A 20,311-nucleotide genomic window follows, 5' to 3' on the forward strand; every position below is an offset into this window, starting at 1 on the left:
GCTTTGCCTTAAAAGGCAATCGAGCAGGAAGCCCCCACTTCAAAATCGTAAGATTTAAGTGGTGGGAGCATGTCACTTACCCTGATGGTATTTTTTTCTGCGGGGATATCTGTACTGGCAGAAACAATAGAGCAGAAAGATGTGGATGTAACTGCGCAGTATATTCAAACAGCCGAGGGTTTCAATCAAGCTCCTGTTAAGAATGGAGAAGGAAGTCTCACAACAGAAGAAGGTGTTAAAGTTTCAGTTTCCGGTGCGCCGGGAAATGCCAGATATCTGGTTATATGCCCTATTCTGAAAAATACAGATGGCGGCAGATGGCTGATCAAATGTTTAAATGGTAGAGGGGATTTTATCTGCGCATATGATATTTATTTCCTGGATGAAGCAGGAAATCGGATTAATGCGAAAGGAGTTACAGTTACTATAGATTCTCCGGCAGATGCAGATAATTTAGAATTTTACAGTGTTTCTACAGATGGAACAGTGGCAGTGACAGATTATTCCATTAAAGACAACTGCATAACATTTAAAATATCAGGAAACAGGTACTATGTATTTACAGAAACGACAGCATCGGATATATCAGTAACTCAGACACCAACGGCAGGCAGTACAGGAACAGGTAGTCAATCAAAATGTAACTTTGTTCCGAAGACAGCAGATAATACAAATATATTAGGTTTGGTAATTGCTCTTGTTATTTCTGCAGCCATGGCTTTATTGTTAGGTAAAAAGATAAAATTGAGATAATCAGATGAATGTTGCTAAATCAGCGCTTCATGGATGTGAAAAGGTTGTTTTAGAGGGACATATCAAACCATTTGATAAAACTTATGATATTCTAAAATTCACAGAAAACAAAATTCGACACAATCCGAAAAAGTCAATAAAAATCAATAGGAGTTGCGGCTTATAATCGCAAAACCTATTGATTTTTTAATTTGGTTGCGGTATTATGGAATCATGGAGGTGGTTTCTATGATAAACAGACCGCTCTACGTCGATAGGATTATGGCATACACCGACACACCTTTTGTAAAAGTGTTGACGGGTGTTCGCCGCTGCGGAAAATCCACAGTTCTTAAAATGATCATGGAGAAGCTGCAAAAGGAGCATGGCATTCCATCTGAGCGGATTGTCAGTATGCGCTTCGATTCCATGGATTATGAGGATATGACAGCGAAGGATATGTTCAAGGCTGTCAAAGAAAAGCTAAATCCAACTGGGAGAACGTATCTCTTTCTGGATGAGATTCAGGAAATTGAAGGCTGGGAGAAAGTAGTAAACTCCCTGGCAACGGATTATGATGTTGACCTTTATGTGACAGGCTCCAATTCCAGAATGATGTCTTCGGAAATAGCGACTTACCTGACCGGACGATATGTTTCCTTCCGTATCTATACGCTTTCTTTTCAGGAATATCTGGAATTCAAAAAGCAGTATACACAGGTAAAGGATATCCATGCTGAACTGGCAGATTATATCCGTTTGGGAGGCTTCCCTGCAACACATCTGCGAGAGTATTCACAGGATGAGGTTTATACGATTGTCCGGGATATCTATAATTCCACAATTTTCTCGGATATCGTAAAGAGAAACCAGATTCGCAAGATCGACCAGCTGGAACGGGTGGTTCGGTACACATTTGCGAATGTAGGAAATTCCTTCTCGGCAAAATCAATTTCTGATTATCTGAAATCGGAGCATCGTTCTATCGACAATGAAACGGTGTACAGTTATCTGGAAAAGCTGGAGAAAGCATATCTCCTTCATCGTTGTTCTCGATACGACCTGCGCGGAAAGGAAATTCTGAAAACGCAGGAGAAGTTTTATCTTGCTGATACCGCTTTACGTTACAGTGTGCTGGGCTATACACCGGACAGCGTTGCTTCCAGTCTGGAAAATGTGGTGTATCTGGAACTTTGCAGACGAGGCTATACCGTGACGATTGGGAAAACACCAGACGGTGAGGTTGATTTTGTGGCGCAGAAGCAGAATGACCGGTTGTATGTGCAGGTCACACAGGAGATTAAATCCGAAAAAACAGAAAAGCGCGAATATGAACGACTGCTGGAAATCCGGGATAACTATCCGAAGTACGTTTTGAGAACCGATGAATTTGCCGGAGGCAATTACCAGGGAATCAAAAGTATGCATATTGCAGATTTTCTGTTGAGCACTGAATATTAACGATGAGGGCGGCGGTGAGCCGCCCTTTTACATAGTCGGAACTGACTGATCATCGGTTCCGACTATTTTTCTGCCCTTCTCGTAAACGGTAAACCACCCATCTCTATGCAAGCATCTCCTCATCTGAGATAATGATGGAAAAGTTGTACAACACACTTTTCACATTTTTCACACCAGGAGGTCAATCATGAACACAAAACTTGCCACTTCCCAGATCCGTTTGAAAAACTGGGCCGCTATTATTCAGGACCGCAAGCAATCCGGTCTGTCCGTAAATGATTACTGTTCACAGCATCAGCTCTCGCGGGACGCTTATTATTATTGGCTGCGCAAAATCAAAGAAAACCTGCTTGTGGAAAGCGGCTTTGTCGAAGTGGCGCCGCCAGTTCCTTTTCCAGTACAGAAGGTCCAGCCTTCTGATTCAAAGGAAATGATGCAGCTGTGTTTCCAGGGGATGCAGCTTGACATTCCTCTTTCTGTTTCAAGAGATACCCTTTTGATGATTATTGAGGTGGCTGCCCATGCTCAATGATGCAGATATTTCCCGTTTCCGCCACGTTTATGTTTTTGTTGGAAAGACGGATCTTCGAAAAGGAATCGACGGTCTTTCTACACTGGTAAAGCAAAAATTCCAGCTGGGTGATCAAAAGCAGTGAAGTCTACTTTTCACTGGTCTATGACTGGATGAAAGAAGAAGTTTTAAAACAGCCTGTAATCCAGGCAGATGAAACGACCCTGAAAGTAAACCGGGATGGCCGGAAGGCCGGGGCATCCAGCTATATGTGGGTCTATATCACCGGAGAGCATGATGACAGCGGTAAGAAGATCATTCTGTATAATTACTGCCGGACGCGGAGTACAGAACACTTAAGGAATTTCTTATCCGCCTATCAGGGAACCCTGGTATCAGATGGCTATCAGCCGTATCATACTTTTTCGGAAGAGCAGGCACTGGCATCGGCCGGCTGCTGGAGGCATTGCCGGCGCAGGTTTGTAAACGCAATAAAAGCGGCACAGAAAGATCTTTCGGAAGAAGAGCTGAAAAACAGCATTGTTTATCAGGCACTGGCCCGGATCTCTGCTATTTATAAGCTGGATGAATCCTGGAAAGGAAGAAGCTGTGAATACAGGGCAGAACATCGCCGGAGAATTTTAAAACCATTGGTGGACGAATATTTCGACTGGGTGAAGGAACAGGTTAAAACCTGCAGCGTACCGCCAAAATCAGAGACTGGCGAGGGATTATCCTACAGCATCCACCAGGAAAAGTATCTGAGAACATTTCTTGAGGATGGGAATATCCCCATCGACAATTCTGCCTGTGAACGTGCGATCCGTCCATTCTGCGTAGGGAGGAAAAACTGGAACGTAATTGATACGGTGGAAGGTGCACAGGCAAGTGCGATCGCATACAGCATTGCGGAAACTGCCAAAGCGAATCATCTAAAGCCGTATCAGTATTTCGAATACCTTCTGACAGAATTACCAAAACGGGTCACTCAGAAAAAGGATAGCAGTTTTTCACTGGATGATCTCATGCCCTGGTCATCTGAGCTGCCAATGTCCTGCCGCAAGATAAAATAGAATTTTTGAAGCCGCCTCAAAGAGGCGGCTGGTTCTAGTGGTAGGTGTATGGTTTACCATTTACTACAAGGAAACGTATCAGTACCCAAGCAGAAAAGCCATGAAGAAAATGAAAGCCGAAGTCAAGAGGAATGTAAACAGGCGAAGTCTGCTAGTTGCAAAGGAAGAGGATTTAATAAAGAATCTGAATCCGAAAATCACAGGATGGAAGAATTATTATTCCACCAAGAGAAACGAAAAGTGGATGCAGGCTCTAGACTGGTACATTATTTGCACTTTTACAAGATGGTATAACAAGAAACACCAGAGATGTAATCGTATGTCAAAGGTGGGATTTGTAAGAAATAGCATTTACGAAAAAGGATTAAAGAAAATGGCTAGAGCATGACGTAATGCTGTAGAAAGAAGAATGTCGGAAAGCCGTGTGAGGGAGAACCTCATGCACGGTTTGATGAGGGGCGGATGAAAATTTCATCCGCCCTTCTTTTTAACAATTTACCGGTTATCAGAATACCAGCCGCATCTGGTTCCAGACTACATTTCCGTGGACGGAGCCGGAGATACCTTCATTTTGAAAACCAAATTTTGTGTAGTAGGGAACCAGGGCATCTTTACAGGTCAGGACAAGACCTTTTCGCCCCTGGTTCTTTGCTGTCCGGATCGCTTCCCGGATCAGTTCTCCGGCATAGCCCTGTTTCCGGTAGGCAGGGAGCGTATTGACACCGAAGATCATCTGCCATGCGCCGTTTTCGTTGTGCATGGAAGCTTTCTCATACATTTCATCGGTCAGATCCTTTTCATCCGTGACAAAGCCATCAACAAAGGCGATGAGCTTGTCATCTTCGAACATCAGCCAGAAATAGTCACCGTAATACCGGAGACGCTCCGCAAATTCCTCCTTTGTGGCAGCTTCGGCAGGCGGAAAGCATTCTGCTTCAACAGAAGCAACCGCATCCAGATCGGACATGACAGCAGTTCTTATTATTTTCATACTTTTTTACTCCAAAATTAATATAAAATTGATTTTTCAGGCACGGTTTTTTTGTGTAGAATATGATATCATATTATGATGCCAGGGTCAAAGGGTCAAAAAGCCGTTCGTGTTCGCATGACAAGGCTTTTGATCTTGGAATCCGTCAAATATGAAAAATTTTATCATGTAAGTCATGCCGTATATGGTCAGTCAGTGAAAAATTCCATGGCATGGCTCATGTGACGGGAGATTATCCGTTATATTATGATGCGATCAATGAAAAAGGACTCGGTATGGCAGGTCTGAATTTTGTCGGAAAGTGTCAGCCAGTTTTTCCATATTCTCGGTTCAGTGGATCAGCAGCGGGGATGCTGTGAAGTTGCTGATGGAAAGTATGAGATCACATTGTATACTTCCTGCTGTAATGTGACAAAGGGAATCTATTATTATAATACCTACGAAAACCATCAGATCAGCGCAGTGGATATGCATAGAGAAGATCTGGACAGCGAGGCTCTGATCTGTTATCCGGTGATCCAGGGAGAAAAAATCCATTTCCAGAACTGATGCTCAAAGAATGAAAGAAGGGCGTCTGGATGAAAAAGAAAGTCCTTCCGGTCGCAGCCAATTTCAGTTTAAATAAAAAAGCAAAGAATAAGAAAAGAGGTGCCTTTTTCTGGGGGCACCTCTTTTCTTGGGGAAAATATATGGTAAATATTTCATTGGAACAGTGTTTTTTTAAAAATATCTTTACAAACCACACAAAACAATATATAATGCAGTAAAAACAAAGAAAAACAACATATAAAACAAAGAAAAACCACATAAACAAATAGAAACATCATAACGGATGAGAAACGGAGGAAGCAGAATGAAGATTTTAGATTCAAAATTTGTACAGGGATTTATAAAAATGGCAAATGACGGTTATCTCCAGGGATGGCATGAAAGAAATGGTGGAAATCTCAGTTATCGCTTAAAAACTGATGAAGTGGAGATGATCCGTCCACGTCTGAACGCACCGGGAGAATGGACTCCGATCGGGACAGAAGTACCGGGACTTGCAGGGGAGTTTTTTCTGGTGACAGGAAGCGGAAAGTATTTCAGAAATATCATCGTTGACCCGGAAGCCTGCCTGGCGATCATCGAACTGGATGAGAAGGGCTGTAATTACCGCATTCGCTGGGGACTGGTAGAAGGCGGCAGGCCGACAAGTGAGCTTCCTACGCATCTGATGAATCATGAAGTAAAGAAAAAGCTTACCAACGGAAGACATCGTGTGATCTATCATGCACACACGACCAATACCATAGCACTGACTTTTGTACTGCCGCTTGAGGACAAAGTATTCACAAGAGAGTTATGGGAATCTGCAACAGAGTGTCCGGTGGTATTTCCGGATGGTGTTGGTGTTGTTCCGTGGATGGTTCCCGGTGGAAGGGCGATCGCAGTGAAAACAGCGGAACTGATGAAAAAATATGATGTGGTCATCTGGGCACACCATGGAATGTTCTGTTCGGGAGAGGATTTTGATCTGACCTTTGGTCTGCTTCACACAGTAGAAAAGTCGGCGGAGATCCTGGTGAAGATCCTGTCTATGGTCCCGCATAAGCTGCAGACCATCCAGCCGGATAATTTCCGCGATCTGGCGAAAGACTTCAATGTGACTCTTCCGGAAGAATTCCTTTATGAAAAAGAATAAGAGATCATATATTTTTGCCTGACATCATGGTATGATAAGCGTATACGAAAACGAGGGAGGCAGAAAATGAAAAACATCCTTATTGTAGTAGACATGCAAAATGACTTTATTGATGGAGCACTGGGAACCCGGGAAGCCATTGCCATTGTCCCGAAGGTGGAAGAGAAGATCAGGGAGTTTGAAGGAGAGGTGTTTTTTACAAGAGACACGCATGAGGCCTGTTATCTGGAAACGCAGGAGGGAAAGAATCTTCCCGTCCCGCATTGTATTCGTGAGACAGAAGGCTGGCAGATCCGACGGGAACTGGACGCTCTGAGAGAAACAGAGCCGATAGACAAGGAAACCTTTGGATCACGGGAGTTGGCAGAAAAACTTGCTTTACTTAACGCAAAGGAAGAAATTGGAAGTATCACTCTGGTGGGACTTTGTACAGACATCTGTGTGATCTCCAATGCGCTTCTGATCAAAGCATATCTTCCGGAGGTTCCGATCTCTGTAGATGCCGCATGCTGTGCAGGAGTGACACCGGAGCGTCATGAGAATGCGCTGAAAGCCATGGAGATGTGCCAGATCAAGATCATCCGGTAAGTATCAGAGATTTTATAAGAAGAGAGTGTGCATTTTACAAGAAAATGTGTGCTCTCTTTTTGGATGTCTGATCGTTTTTTCTTCTCCAAAGTTCACAGAATCTTCACAAAAAAATTGAAAAAGACTATTGACAGAACAAAACTTGCGTGTTATATTACAGATAGAACAAAGAGAGGAACAGAAAAGGATCAAAGAAAAGATTCCAGGAAGTTCTTCAAAGGTTCAAAAGCTTCCGATTCTGCCGGAAGGCAGAGAGAAGCCGTTAACGATAATAACCCAATAAAATAGATAAAAAATTAAAGGAGAGATGACTTATGTTAATGCCGAGTATTTTTGGAGAGAATTTATTTGATGATCTGTTTGATAGTTTTCCGTTTTATGACAATGCAACAAAAGATGTAGAGAAGAAACTGTATGGCAGAAAAGCAGCCCATATGATGAAGACCGATATCAAGGAAAAATCAGATGGCTATGAACTGGTAATGGATCTGCCGGGCTTTACCAAAGACGAGGTTCAGGCAACTCTGGAAAATGGTTATCTGACCGTTCAGGCAGAGAAAGGTCTGGATAAGGAAGAGAAGGAGAAAGAGACCGGACATTACATCCGCAAAGAGCGTTATGCCGGTGCCATGAGCAGAAGCTTCTATGTTGGTGAGAATGTGGAGCAGGAGGATGTCAAAGCCGAGTTCAAACATGGCATTCTGAAACTCTTCGTTCCGAAGAAAGAAGCAAAACCGGCAGTAGAGAAAAAGAATCACATCGCCATTGAGGGCTGATGATCGGTAAGAGAAGGGAATGAGAGGCCGGAAACGACCTCTCATTTTTCGCATGGGAAAGAAGGTGGAGACAGTGAGTGCGAAGAGAGATTACTATGAAGTTCTGGGCATCAGCAAAACAGCAGATGCCTCGGCGATAAAGAAAGCTTATCGGAAGCTTGCCAAGAAATATCATCCGGACAGCAATCCGGGAAACAAGGCAGCGGCGGAAAAGTTTAAGGAAGTTACGGAAGCCTATGATGTATTAGGCGATGAGAAAAAGAGAAAGCTATATGATCAGTACGGTGCCGCTGCCTTTGAGGAGGGCGCAGGCCAGGCCGGAGGCTATGGAAACGCCGGAGGTAATCCGTTCCAGGGCGGTTTCAGCGGTTCCTATACAGGGCCGAATGGCTCTTATCAGGAATATCATTTCCAGGGTGGAGAGGATATGGATGATATCCTCAAGAATCTTTTTGGTAATTTCCACAGCCAGGGCGGCAGCAGGAGAAGCGGCTTCCACAGCAGCGGAAGTACCGGTTCGAAGGGCTACAGCGGTTTCTACAGTCAGGGAGCAGGCAGTCACGGCTTTCATGGTTTCCAGGATCAGGGCTTTGACGGCTTCGATTTTGGCCAGGGCGGAAGTTACAGCAGCAAAGGCTCCGATGTTCATGCAGATATCCATGTAACCTTTGATGAGGCGGCTTTCGGCGGTAAGAAGCTGATCCATCTTCAGGACAGCACGGGTGCGGTCCAGTCCTATGAAGTGAATATTCCTGCCGGCATTGAAACGGGCAAGAGTATCCGTTTGAGAGGAAAAGGTTCCCCTGGAGCCGGCGGCGGAGAAGCAGGAGATCTGCTTTTGAAAGTAACCGTGGATGAAAAACCTGGGTTCCGTCGGGAAGGAATGGATGTATACACTACCGTTCAGGTACCCTTTACCACAGCAGTTTTCGGCGGCGAGGTGAAGATCCGGACACTGACCGGTGAGGTTCTCTGCAAGATCAAACCGGGAACTCAGTCAGGAACCAAGATTCGCCTGAAAGGAAAAGGAATTGTAAGTTTAAGCAATTCCTCCGTTCACGGAGATCAGTATGCAGTCGTGGAAATTGCGGTTCCGAAGAACCTTGATCCGGAGGCCAGACAGAAACTGAAAGAGTTTGAGGCAGCTTTGGAAAAAAGCGGCCGCGGGTTTCACAACGGGAACGTGGCATAAATAATCAATAGAATACGAAAAGTCTCAGCAGATGATGGAAAGTTCATCCTCTGGCTGAGACTTTTTTATGTATATCTTATTACTTATATGTAAATTTTGCATAAATTTCATCATTGAAAAACAGGAAAATTGGACAATTGTATTATTCAAAAAGGCGTGCTAGAATACATTCAGAAATACAGAACAGCGTTCTGTATCACATAACACTTAGCAGGAGGCGCCATGGCAGAGAAGAATGAAAAAGAAATTAAAGTAAAAAGTCTACAGAAGGCGCTGGACATTTTAAATTGCTTTACGAAGAAAAGCAGTTGGGGTGTCACAGAGCTGAGTGAATATCTGGATCTGAATAAGAGCAACGTTCACAGCATTCTTTCCACCTTTGCCGCAATGGAATATTTAAGGCAGGATGAAGAAACCGGAAAGTACAGGCTTGGTATGGCGATCTACACATTATGTCATGCGTTGGGCGATGAACTTATTGTTGGAAATATCGCTCTTCCTTATATGCAGGAGCTTTCCAACTGGAGTGGCGAGCGTGTTTATCTGGGAGTGCCCCATGAGGATGAAGTGATCTATGTGAATTCCACTTATCCGGAAGAGGCTTTCAGTCTGATGCGGACGATCATGGGAGAACGGGCGCGGATGTACTGCACCGGTCTTGGAAAAGCCATGATGGCTTACTTGCCGGAAAAGGAGGTCGAAGAATATCTCAGGAGAGAACTTCCGGCCTGTACCGATTATACGATCACAGATGCAGAGAAACTAAAAGAAGAACTGATACTTACCCGGAAACGCGGGTATGCCATTGATAATATGGAGCACGAATTTGGAGTCAAATGCGTGGCAATGCCGATCTTCAATCAGCAGCATCAGGTAGAAGCAGCAATCAGTGTCAGCGGACCGTCCCTTCGATTTGAAGAGGAGAGGATTCAGAAGATTGCCGAGAAGCTGAAAGATACCGTGCGAAAGATAGAACGGAGACTTTAAGAAAAAAATACCGCTTATTGCGGTATTTTAAAGGCTAATAAAACAGAACAATGTTCTCTAATAGAGAACAAAGAGGAGGAAAAATGAAAGAGAAAAGATTTCCCGGGGGAGTCTGGCCGGTAATGCTTACCCCTTTCACGGAAGAAAATCAGGTTGATTATCCGGCACTGAAGGAACTGGTTGAATGGTACATCGAAAATGGTGTTGACGGTTTGTTTGCAGTATGCCAGTCCAGTGAGATGTTTAAGCTGACGCTGGAAGAAAGGGTAGGGATTGCGGCAAAAGTGAAAGAATTTGCAGCCGGCCGGGTACCGGTCATCGCGTCCGGACACATTTCTGATTCTCTGGAGGAGCAGATCCATGAACTGAAGCTGATTGCGGAAACCGGAGTAGATGCAGTGATCATGATCACCAACCGGATGGCGGCAGAGGACGAATCCGATGAGGTCTGGATCAGCAATACAGAGAAAATTCTGGAAGCCCTTCCCTCTGAAATCCGGTTCGGACTTTATGAGTGTCCTTATCCGTATAAAAGAGTGATGAGTCCGAAGGTGACAGAGTGGTGTGCATCCACCGGAAGATTCTATTTCCTGAAGGATACCTGCTGTGATGCAGATCAGATCCGTGAAAAGCTCGCAATTTGTAAGGACACGCATCTTAAGCTTTACAATGCCAATACAGCAACGCTTCTGGAATCCTTAAAGGACGGAGCCTATGGTTATTGCGGCGTGATGGCGAACATGCATCCCCGTCTTTACCGGATCCTGTATGACCGGTATCAAACAGAGGATATGACAGAACTTTCCGAATTCCTTACCATGGCGGCTCTGATTGAGCGTCAGTGTTATCCGGTCAATGCGAAATACTATCTGAATCTGGAAGGTCTGCACATGGGACTTCATTCCAGAGTAAAAAATGCAGAAGAACTTTCGGAAACTTTTAAAAAGGAAGTAAAGATGCTTCGTAATCTGTCCGAACGGATGGAAAAAAGCCTGAAACGATAAATCAGTGAGGAGGGGTCACTCATGAAAAAGCCTGTAAAAGGGAAAAGTCAAGTTTGGAAAAACATATACAGAAGCCGTTATCTGTATCTTTTGTTTGCCCTACCGCTTCTGTATTTCATTGTTTTCAAATATGGTGCTATGGCCTGGCTGAGCATCGCATTCTTTGATTACAATGCATTTCTTGGATTTGCGGGCAGTAAATTTGTAGGAATCAAGTATTTCAAACAGTTTATCATGGATCCGTATTTCTGGAACATCCTGAAAAATACGGTTGTCCTGAACCTTTGGATGCTGGTGCTGTATTTCCCGACACCGATCATCCTGGCACTTCTGATCAATGAAGTGAAAAACAAGCACTTCAAAAAAATGGCACAGACCATTTCTTACATGCCGTATTTCCTTTCCACTGTGGTTGTGTGTGGTTTTATCACCACGATCCTTTCCAATGACGGTCTGATCAACCAGGTGGTTTCTTCTCTGGGACTGGAAAAAGTACAGTTCCTTATGGAGCCGGGCTGGTTCCGCCCGATTTATGTCATTTCGGAAATCTGGCAGCAGTGTGGATGGGGGTCCATCATTTATCTGGCAGCCCTGGCAGGCGTGGATTCACAGCTTTATGAGGCAGCAGCCATTGACGGAGCCGGAAAATGGAAACAGCTGATCCATGTAAGCATTCCCGGGATCGCACCTGTGATTTCCATTCAGCTTCTTCTGACGGTTGGAAAGCTTCTGACAGTCGGATATGAAAAGATCCTGCTTCTGTATACGGGAGCAACGTACTCCACAGCAGATGTGCTCTCTACTTATGTATACAGACGTGGATTGATGGAAGCCAACTACAGCTATGGATCTGCAGTAAGTATTTTCCAGGCTGTGATGGCATTGATACTTGTAGTTCTGGCAAATAAAGCAGCCCGCAAAGTAGGGCAGACAAGTCTTTGGTAAGGAGGTGCCGGAAACATGGTAAAGAAGAAAAAAATATCAGCCGGTGACAGAACCTTTCATATCGCTGTACTTGTGATCGTCTTTCTTATGTGCGTGATCACCCTGTATCCGATCTACTACATGTTGATCGTATCGATTAGTGATGGAAACGCAGTACTCAGAGGAGATATTACGATCCTGCCGAAGGGAATCAATTTCGGTGCATATAAAGCGGTACTGAGTAATGAGTATGTTCCGAAAGCATATCTCAACACCCTGATCTACACGGTGGCCGGAACGCTGGTCAGTGTCGGTATGACAGCACTGTGTGCGTACCCGCTTTCCAGAAAAGAGTTTTATGGAAGAGGGATTTTTACAGGGATCGTCGTATTCACAATGTTCTTTGATGCCGGTATTATTTCCAATTATATGGTAGTACAGTCTGCCGGTCTGATGAACAGCATCTGGGCGATCATTCTTCCCGGAGCCATCAATGTGTGGTACATGATCATTATGAGAACCTTTTTCTCAGATATTCCGGAGGAATTATTTGAATCTGCAAGACTGGACGGCGCCAACGATCTGACGATCTTTGTGAAAATGGTGCTTCCGCTGTCCAAAGCAGTACTGGCAACCATGGTTCTCTTCTATGCAGTTGGTTTCTGGAACCAGTGGCTGCAGCCTCTGATCTACTTAAATGACAGAAGCCGTTTCCCGATGCAGCTGATCCTGAGAAATATCGTTCTTGGAACGGATGCGGCACTTTCCAAATCCATGTCTGCTTCTGCGGATATGGCAACCATGAGTCTGAATATCAAGTATGCAGTTATTTTTATCACGATACTTCCGATCCTGATGGTATATCCCTTCGTTCAGAAGTACTTTGTAAAAGGTGTGATGGTCGGCTCAGTCAAGGGCTGATTACATAGAAAGGAGAATTCACAATGAAAAAAGAACACTTGAAAAAAGCAGCGGCACTTTCCATGGCAGTCATGATGGCAGCCGGCAGCCTGGTAATCCCGGGCACAACAGCGAAAGCTGCTTCCGAAGTTGATCATTCGGAAGAAATCACGATCACGATGATGACCACTGAGGCAGGAACACAGAAATTCCCGACAGAAGGTTATGTTTACGATGTGATCAAAGAGAAATTCAACATCAATCTGGAGGTTCAGCCGATCCCGGCCAGTGATTACGACACTAAGATCTCCACCGTGCTGGCTTCTGGACAGATGCCGGACATCATCGGCGGTCTTCAGTCTGAGAAACTGCTGAAATATGCGCCTACCGGTATGTTCCTGAATCTGACGGAGTATAAAGACTATGCACCGGACTATTTTGATCTGATGTATGGCGAGGATCGTGCGGCAGAGACAAAGAAGGTAGAGAGTGACGGTAGCCTCTTCGGCTTCCAGAAATGTGAGTATAACCGTATTGCGGTTGCTCAGATGGTAGCTATCCGTACCGACCTTCTGGAGGAGATCGGTGTGGAAGAACCGACCACTTTTGAAGAATATTATGATGATCTCTTAAAGATCAAAGAAAAACATCCGGATATGTATGGATTCGGAACCAGAAATGGTACCAATTATCTGGTTGGCTCCTTTGCTTATGCACTGGGCACCGGCGGTTTCCCGACCTTTGCAACGACCAGAGGTATGTATTATGAGCCGGAAAGCGATTCCTATGTATACGGACCGACTTCCGAAAAATTCACTCGTGTGGTAGAATTCTTACAGAATGCGTACAAAGACGGACTGCTTGATCCGGATTATGCGACGATGACCAAGGATGATCTCTTTGAGAAAGCATCCAGCGGAAAACTCATGAGCGTATATGACAACAACTCTTTCGTAGGCCGTGTATATAATCCGGCACTTCAGGAAATCGATGCAAATGCAAAATTTGATATCCTGAAACCTATGGCAAACGAGGATGGCAATACCAGAAGCTATCGTTATGAGAAAGACTGGCCGAACAATAACAGTGTGATCAGTGTCAGAACCAAATATCCGGAGCGTGTAGTAGAACTTCTGAACTGGATGTACACCGAAGAGGGAAGAATGATTACCAACTTTGGTGAAGAAGGTGTAAACTATACCGTAGATGAGGATGGAACCATCGTAACCAGCCAGGATATGATCGATGCACAGGCAGGTGCAAGTGATGTGGCAGCAGCAGTCAGAGGTGAGCTCGGACTTGGCCTTCAGGGTCTTGCACAGTATGTTGATGAGAGTCTGGATGCCCAGATCACTGACCCGATCATGGTTGAAAATGCGGAGAAGATCGCAGAGTGGACCGAAGAAGATCTCATCGACTACTATCCGCTGTGGCCGTCCTTCACAGAAGAGGAGACTTCCCGTATCACCGAGCTGGAATCCAACATCAACAATGTATTTAACCAGGAGATTGATGGTTTCATTACAGGAAAATCTACCATGGATGACTGGGCAGGTTTTGTAGAAACTCTGAAATCTCAGGGAACGGAAGAGCTGGAGCAGATCTTTAACGACGCATACGCAAGAACCAAATAATACTCGGCGGAAAGCCAGACAAGAGAGAAACTGCCGTATCCGGAAAGGACGGCAGTTTCTTTGATATAAGGAGAGGAGAACTTATGGGATACACATTTCCGAAAGAGCTTAAGATTGTGACGGAACAAGGAGAAAGCGCCCGTTTTGCTGCAGATTTTCTGAAGGATGAGATCTTTTTCAGAAGCGGTGCGGTCATTCCTGTGGAAAATGCGGCACAGGCAGACCGGGAAGCAGAGGCTGGAGAAGGTGAGATCCTTCTTCAGACAGACAGTGAACTGGAAGAAGAAACTTTCACACTGACACGGAAGGGTGATGGAATCAAGATCCAGGCAGTGGATAAAAGAGGTTTCCTGTACGGAGTATCCTGGGTTCTCCGGAAAATGTACCTGAAAGACAGAAAAACAGGTTTTTCAGAGGAGCTGACAGATATTAAGATCCGGCCGTCCTACCGGATGCGTGGACATCAGCTGGGGTATCGGGATAAACAGAATACCTGTCCTGCCTGGACAGAAATCGAATACGAGCGTTATATCCGGGATCTTCTGATCTTTGGCTCCAACTCGATCGAACTTCTGCCGCCCCGGACGGATGACAATCTTTTTTCCGGTCATTTTAAAAGAGATCCGTTTGAACTGATGATCGAGCTTTCCGGAATCATTCATTCCTACGGGATGGATGTGCATGTCTGGTATCCGTATCTCAGCCTTTCCGTCGAAGGGGATACCTTCAAAAAAGAGATGGCCGAGAGGGAAAAAATCTTCAAAGCGGTTCCGTATATTGACGGTCTTCTGATCCCTGCAGGAGATCCTGGAGATCTGCCACCGAAGGAAATGTTTCAGGCGGCAAAGGCAACCGCAGATGTTCTCCACCGCTACCATCCGAATGCAAAAGTCTGGCTGGCTCCGCAGGCCTTTTCTCCGGAAGAACACTGGTATGAGGATTTTTATGAAGAGGTCTCCAAAGAACCGGACTGGCTCTATGGTGTCTGCTTTGCTCCTTGGGAAAAGGATCCGATCCAGGATATGTACGCCCAGCTTCCCGAACGCTACCAGAAAACGATCCGGAACTATCCAGATATCACCCACAACGTTAGCAGCCAGTTTGAGGTGCCGGGCTGGGATGAGGCTTTCGCTTATACGTTAGGAAGAGAGTCCTACAACGCCCGCCCCTGCGCGTTCCGTCAGATCCACGATTACCATAAGGGTTATGTGATGGGCTCCATCACCTATTCCGAGGGAATCCACGACGATGTGAACAAGATGGTCTGGGGAAATCTTGATTACCGGGAGGAGGCTCCGGTGGAGGAAGCCGTTCGCGATTACGTCCGTTTCTTCATCGATCCGGATCTCACCGATGAGCTCAGCGGCCTGATCTTCAAGCTGGAAGAGAGCTGGACCGGCAGAATTCTGGAAAACGCCAACATTGATGCTCTCTATGAGAAAATGATGAGCATTGACAAGAGAGTTTCCAGAGAGACCGGGAAAAATTTCCGCTATCAGATGCTCCTTCTACGGATCCTCGGTGATTACCAGACGAAACTCCGCTATGCCCATGACCAGCAGCTGGAGAAGGAAGCCTATGAGGCACTTCAAGCAAAAGAGCCTGTGGATGAGCGGATCGAAAAGGCATTGAACACGTTGAGGAAAACCTGGCTGGAGCCGGTGGGCGTGAAGGAGCGTTTCCAGATGCAGCGCCTGGCAGACGAGCTCTACCGGAGCTGCAAAATCCAGCTCACCACTACCCGCCACAAAGGCCAGTATCTGGACCGGGGAGCCTGGCTGGATACGTTAAACATGGCGCTCAATGATTTCCAGTATCTTCATCAGATGCTGAACCGGGCAAAGGCACTTACTACGGAAGAGGAGAAAGCCCAGGCAGTGGAAGAGGTTGTAAACCGCTGCAACCCGGGAGAGGGCGGACAGTATTTCCGGATGGGAAGCTTCGAGGGCTTCTCTCATGTGAAACCGACACTGACTTTTGCGGAGGATCCCTGCTTCGTCAGAAGTCCGCTGATGGCCCATAGCACCTACCTCATCATGAAAACTTACCAGTCCATCGGCTGGTACGATGAGGTTCCATTCCCCTTAGCCTGGACCCACGGAGCCAGAAGCCTCTATGGAACGCCGCTGGTGGCAGAATTTGACGGCCTGGATCCGGAGGCAGACTATGAGCTTTCGGTTACTTATCAGAACATGCTGCTTTTTGACGACCATTTCAATCTGAAGTTATGGGCCGGCGGGGAGCTGATCCATACGGAACTGGAGCGGAAATATAAGAACGGCGCTGATCCCGACCCGACCTACACCTGGGCGCTGCCGAAGTCTTCTTACCAGGATGGAAAACTCAAGCTTACCTGGCAGACCTATCAGCCGGAAGGCGGCTGCACCATATCCGAGATCTGGATCCGAAAGAAAAACTGACGACCTGTGACGAAGTCCTGTTTCTTCCATTATGTATAAGGAAGAAACAGGGCTTTTTTTCTTTGTCAGGGTAAAGTATTACAAAGCAATCGTAAATAACACCTTAAATCAGGCAAAATAGTAAAGAACTTGACACCAAACTGAATCAATGTTATGGTAAATTCACCTATAATAAGAAAGACAGGACAAAAAAATGAAAGATTTTGTATTGGAAGCCTGTGTGGATTCAGTGGAATCTGCCCTGGCAGCAGTGAAGGGAGGAGCCAACCGGCTGGAGCTCTGCAGCAACCTGGTTATTGGGGGAACGACGCCCAGTCAGTGGCTCTATGAGGAGATCCGGAAGGAGTCTGATATCCGGATCCATGCGCTGATCCGGCCGCGTTTTGGCGATTTCTGCTACACGGATCATGAATTTGAGATCATCCGCAATGAGGTACGGATGTTCCGGAAACTGGGAGCCGAGGGCATTGTCATTGGCATTCTCCGCCCGGACGGCACTTTAAATATGGAAGAGATGGAGAAACTGATGGAGGACGCAGGGGATATGTCTGTGACCCTGCACCGGGCCTTCGACGTCTGCCGGAACCCTTACGAGACCTTCGAGCAGGCGAAGCGCCTGGGGATTTCCACAATCCTGACCTCCGGCCAGAAGAACAGCTGTGTGGCAGGAAAAGAGCTGCTCCGCGAGCTGGTAAGCATGGAAAAAGGCGAGATCACGGTCCAGATCGGAAGCGGTGTGGATGCTGCCGCCATCCGGGAACTGCAGCCCTATACGGGAGCCCATGCCTTCCATATGACCGGAAAAGTCGTGCTGGAGAGCAGCATGCAGTACCGCAAGGAAGGCGTCAATATGGGACTGCCGTCCTTAAGCGAGTTTGAGATCTTCCGCACTGATGCGGAGAAGATCCGTGAAGCAAGAAAAGTACTAGAAGAAGTGTAGGAGAAGAGAACATGTTTTTAGAGAAAAGTAAAAGCCGTATTGAGGCTGAGTTTGCAAAAAGAGCAGCGGAAGTTCCTGCTGTAAAAGAAGCGGAAAAAGAGATCGAAACTTACCGCCCGGAGGTGGCTCTGGCATTGAAATTCCTTTACACCACCATGCCGTTGAGTGATGTGGGAAACTATGGCGTTTCTTCTTTCCTGGATTATGCCGAGCACGGCGTTTTCCTCTGGGAGAACAGCCCCTATGTGAAAAAAATGCCCGAGGAGATTTTCCTCAACTATATCCTTTATCACCGGATCAACACCGAGGAGATCCTGGACTGCCGGAGCATTTTCTATGAAGATCTGAAAGACAGAATCCAGGGAAAATCCATGGCAGAGGCAGCGATAGAAATCAACTACTGGTGCGCGGAGAAGGCCACCTATCACACGACCGATAACCGTACCATCGCGCCCATCAACGTTTACCGCTGTGGAAACGGCCGCTGCGGAGAGGAATCCACTTTCACCATCAGCGCTCTGAGAAGCGCCGGCATCCCGGCCCGTCAGGTTTACGCGCCCTTCTGGTCCCACTGTGATGACAACCACGCCTGGGTAGAACTCTGGTGCGACGGAAAATGGTACTTCACCGGAGCCTGCGAACCGGAACCGATCCTGAACAAGGGCTGGTTCACGAACGCTTCCTCCCGTGCCATGATGGTACATTCCCGCTGGTTCGACAAGATCGTTCCGGAAAACGAGGATGTGAACGGAATCGAGGGCAACGCCATGGTGCTGAACCAGCTTCGCCGCTATGCTGATGTGAAAGAGGTTTCCATCCGGTTGAAAAAGCCCGACGGAACTCCCGCAGCCGGAACCAGACTTTCCCTCGAAGTTTTCAACTATTCCCAGTTCCTGCCCATCGCCCATATGGTTACTGACGAGAAGGGCGAGATCCATGTGACCACCGGAAAAGGAAGTCTTCATATCACCGTTATGCAGGACGGTCTCTGGGCAGAGGGTGCCATCGATACGAGAAAAGAGGATATTCTGGAGCTGACGCTAAAAGAGTTTGCCATCCCGGAAGGCTGGCAGAATTTTGATTCCATCGCCCCGATCGACACGCCGGTGAACACCGATCAGCCCACCGAGGAGCAGAAGGAAGAACGTGACCGTCGCCTTGCCGAGGCTCTGAAGATTCGCACCGCCAAAGTGGAAGCATTTATCCCCGACTGGAAAGTGGATTTTGTGGATAAAGCAGGCGAAAATAAAGAAGTTTGTGAAAAACTCATGAGTGTTCTCACGGACAAAGACCGGATCGACGCCAAACCTGCCGTTTTAAAGAGCCATGTGGACGCAGCACTTCATCTGAAGGATGCTTACCCGGAGAACATTTACTATTCCTATGTGCTGAATCCGAGAGTCTTCAACGAAGTTATGACCGATTACCGCGGAGCCATTGCGGCCGCTTTCACAGAGGAAGAGAAAGCTGCTTTCCGTGAGGATCCGAAGGCAATCTGGAGCTGGATCGAGGAGAATATCAAGGTTTGCCCGGAGGCCGAGCAGGAGAGCGTTTACTTTGTTCCCACAGCTTCCCTGAAAATCAGAAAATCCAGCGAACTTTCCCGCCATATTCTGTTTGTGGCGATCGCCAGAACCCTCGGCGTTCCCGCAAGACTCAATCCGATGGACGGAGCTATGGAATATCTGATGCCGGATTCCGCAAAACAGGGAGCAGAGGCTTACGAGAACAGCAAATTCCAGGCTGTTATCGCCGGAAAAGCAAAAGAGGCCCGTCTGGTCTTCACCGACGGCGGTCTGACCTGGACCTATAATCAGAACTGGTCCATCGCCCGCCTTGAGAAGGACGGTTATCTCCCCCTTGAGTTGGAAGACCTTTCCTGGGAAAATGGAAAGCTTGCCATCGAGGCAGATCCGGGCATTTACCGCATCCTTACCGGAAACCGCCTGCCGAACGGCAACGTCTTCGGCAAGAGCCTAACCTTCTCCGTGGAAAAAGGAGAGGAGAAGACCGTGGAACTGAGCTTCCGGGAAGCAAAACTGAACGATATGCTGGAAGATATCGCCATCCTGCCCTTCAACCTGCTGGAAAAAGACGGAACCAAAGTTCCTGCAGCCGATGTGACCAGAGGCGGCCGGAAGATCCTCTTCTGGCTGGAAGTCAGCAAAGAGCCCACCGAGCACATCCTCAATGAGCTCATGGAGAAAAAAGAAGCTTTTGAAAAATACAAAGAGAATCTGCTCTTTATTATAAAGAAGGAAGAGGACCTGAACGACCCGACCTTAAGCCGCTGCCGTGCTGCTCTGCCGGGCATCCCCGTGCTTTACGATACCTTCACCGAGAACGTAAACACCCTGGGACGCCGGATGTATGTGGATCCGGAGAAACTGCCGCTGATCCTTGTCACCAGCGGAGAGCTCAACGGCATCTATGCGACCAGCGGATACAATGTAGGAACCGCCGATATGCTTCTTCGTATTTTGGAGATGTAAAC

General features: G+C 46.7%; 22 protein-coding genes and 1 pseudogene. 22 read left to right on the top strand and 1 reads right to left on the bottom strand.

The window, feature by feature from the left end; all coding sequences use genetic code 11:
• The first annotated feature begins 69 nt into the window (after positions 1–69).
• From LKD71_RS14570 to LKD71_RS14595, 6 genes are all read left to right on the top strand, one after another.
• The gene (locus LKD71_RS14570) at positions 70–753 is read left to right on the top strand and encodes a hypothetical protein (RefSeq protein WP_227616007.1); all 684 of its coding nucleotides are present in this window, start codon (positions 70–72) and stop codon (positions 751–753) included.
• A gap of 228 nt (positions 754–981) precedes the next feature.
• A complete protein-coding gene (locus LKD71_RS14575) occupies positions 982–2,193 on the top strand; it encodes an ATP-binding protein (RefSeq protein ID WP_178045792.1) in 1,212 nt (403 codons plus the stop codon).
• 187 nt (positions 2,194–2,380) lie between these two features.
• Positions 2,381–2,725 (top strand): IS66 family insertion sequence element accessory protein TnpA, encoded by a 345-nt coding sequence (gene tnpA, locus LKD71_RS14580; RefSeq protein ID WP_227616008.1) that lies wholly within the window; start codon positions 2,381–2,383, stop codon positions 2,723–2,725.
• Entirely contained in the window at positions 2,715–2,849 is a 135-nt protein-coding gene (gene tnpB / locus LKD71_RS14585; protein ID WP_227616009.1) for a transposase, read from the top strand. Before tnpA ends, tnpB begins: the two co-directional genes overlap by 11 nt.
• On the top strand, positions 2,833–3,777 hold the full coding sequence (tnpC, locus tag LKD71_RS14590) for an IS66 family transposase (protein WP_227616010.1): 945 nt from the start codon (positions 2,833–2,835) through the stop codon (positions 3,775–3,777). Before tnpB ends, tnpC begins: the two co-directional genes overlap by 17 nt.
• Positions 3,778–3,814: 37 nt before the next feature.
• Positions 3,815–4,165, top strand: a complete 351-nt coding sequence (locus LKD71_RS14595) for a group II intron maturase-specific domain-containing protein (RefSeq protein WP_227616011.1) — start codon at positions 3,815–3,817, stop codon at positions 4,163–4,165.
• Positions 4,166–4,282: 117 nt separating this feature from the next.
• Here the strand turns inward: LKD71_RS14595 and LKD71_RS14600 are convergent, their stop codons facing one another.
• The gene (locus LKD71_RS14600) at positions 4,283–4,768 is read right to left on the bottom strand and encodes a GNAT family N-acetyltransferase (RefSeq protein WP_178045793.1); all 486 of its coding nucleotides are present in this window, start codon (positions 4,766–4,768) and stop codon (positions 4,283–4,285) included.
• 212 nt (positions 4,769–4,980) lie between these two features.
• Between LKD71_RS14600 and LKD71_RS18725 the strand changes: the two genes are divergently transcribed.
• The 16 genes and pseudogenes from LKD71_RS18725 to LKD71_RS14680 all read left to right on the top strand — a co-directional run bounded on the left by LKD71_RS18725 (position 4,981) and on the right by LKD71_RS14680 (position 20,309).
• Entirely contained in the window at positions 4,981–5,127 is a 147-nt protein-coding gene (locus tag LKD71_RS18725; protein WP_408611015.1) for a linear amide C-N hydrolase, read from the top strand.
• Positions 5,066–5,317, top strand: a pseudogene (locus LKD71_RS14610) (linear amide C-N hydrolase); the annotation flags it as partial. The gene LKD71_RS18725 and the pseudogene LKD71_RS14610, both read left to right, overlap by 62 nt.
• Positions 5,318–5,346: 29 nt before the next feature.
• Positions 5,347–5,535: a hypothetical protein gene (locus LKD71_RS14615; RefSeq protein WP_227616012.1), complete on the top strand. Its 189-nt coding sequence runs from the start codon at positions 5,347–5,349 to the stop codon at positions 5,533–5,535.
• Between the two features lie 86 nt (positions 5,536–5,621).
• Complete coding sequence (gene rhaD, locus LKD71_RS14620) at positions 5,622–6,452, top strand: rhamnulose-1-phosphate aldolase (RefSeq protein WP_227616013.1); 831 nt, start codon at positions 5,622–5,624, stop codon at positions 6,450–6,452.
• 66 nt (positions 6,453–6,518) lie between these two features.
• Positions 6,519–7,040 carry a cysteine hydrolase family protein gene (locus tag LKD71_RS14625; protein ID WP_227616014.1) on the top strand — a complete coding sequence of 174 codons (522 nt, stop codon included), beginning with the start codon at positions 6,519–6,521 and terminating at the stop codon, positions 7,038–7,040.
• 27 nt (positions 7,041–7,067) lie between these two features.
• Positions 7,068–7,328 carry a hypothetical protein gene (locus tag LKD71_RS14630; RefSeq protein ID WP_117768193.1) on the top strand — a complete coding sequence of 87 codons (261 nt, stop codon included), beginning with the start codon at positions 7,068–7,070 and terminating at the stop codon, positions 7,326–7,328.
• A 26-nt stretch (positions 7,329–7,354) separates the two neighbouring features.
• On the top strand, positions 7,355–7,816 hold the full coding sequence (locus LKD71_RS14635; RefSeq protein WP_227616015.1) for an Hsp20/alpha crystallin family protein: 462 nt from the start codon (positions 7,355–7,357) through the stop codon (positions 7,814–7,816).
• Positions 7,817–7,889: 73 nt separating this feature from the next.
• Complete coding sequence (locus tag LKD71_RS14640) at positions 7,890–9,008, top strand: DnaJ C-terminal domain-containing protein (RefSeq protein WP_227616016.1); 1,119 nt, start codon at positions 7,890–7,892, stop codon at positions 9,006–9,008.
• A gap of 222 nt (positions 9,009–9,230) precedes the next feature.
• A complete protein-coding gene (locus LKD71_RS14645) occupies positions 9,231–9,995 on the top strand; it encodes an IclR family transcriptional regulator (RefSeq protein ID WP_227616017.1) in 765 nt (254 codons plus the stop codon).
• Positions 9,996–10,078: 83 nt separating this feature from the next.
• The gene (locus tag LKD71_RS14650; RefSeq protein WP_227616018.1) at positions 10,079–10,999 is read left to right on the top strand and encodes a dihydrodipicolinate synthase family protein; all 921 of its coding nucleotides are present in this window, start codon (positions 10,079–10,081) and stop codon (positions 10,997–10,999) included.
• A 21-nt stretch (positions 11,000–11,020) separates the two neighbouring features.
• The gene (locus LKD71_RS14655) at positions 11,021–11,944 is read left to right on the top strand and encodes an ABC transporter permease (protein ID WP_227616019.1); all 924 of its coding nucleotides are present in this window, start codon (positions 11,021–11,023) and stop codon (positions 11,942–11,944) included.
• A 15-nt stretch (positions 11,945–11,959) separates the two neighbouring features.
• A complete protein-coding gene (locus LKD71_RS14660; RefSeq protein WP_178754513.1) occupies positions 11,960–12,844 on the top strand; it encodes a carbohydrate ABC transporter permease in 885 nt (294 codons plus the stop codon).
• Between the two features lie 23 nt (positions 12,845–12,867).
• Complete coding sequence (locus LKD71_RS14665; protein ID WP_227616020.1) at positions 12,868–14,457, top strand: extracellular solute-binding protein; 1,590 nt, start codon at positions 12,868–12,870, stop codon at positions 14,455–14,457.
• 83 nt (positions 14,458–14,540) lie between these two features.
• Positions 14,541–16,877, top strand: a complete 2,337-nt coding sequence (locus tag LKD71_RS14670) for a glycoside hydrolase family 20 zincin-like fold domain-containing protein (RefSeq protein ID WP_227616021.1) — start codon at positions 14,541–14,543, stop codon at positions 16,875–16,877.
• Between the two features lie 193 nt (positions 16,878–17,070).
• Positions 17,071–17,817 (top strand): copper homeostasis protein CutC, encoded by a 747-nt coding sequence (locus LKD71_RS14675; protein WP_178045806.1) that lies wholly within the window; start codon positions 17,071–17,073, stop codon positions 17,815–17,817.
• A gap of 11 nt (positions 17,818–17,828) precedes the next feature.
• Complete coding sequence (locus LKD71_RS14680; RefSeq protein WP_227616022.1) at positions 17,829–20,309, top strand: transglutaminase-like domain-containing protein; 2,481 nt, start codon at positions 17,829–17,831, stop codon at positions 20,307–20,309.
• Positions 20,310–20,311: the final 2 nt, after the last annotated feature.

It is taken from the genome of Fusicatenibacter faecihominis (assembly GCF_020686945.1).
GTDB lineage: Bacteria > Bacillota > Clostridia > Lachnospirales > Lachnospiraceae > Limivivens > Limivivens faecihominis.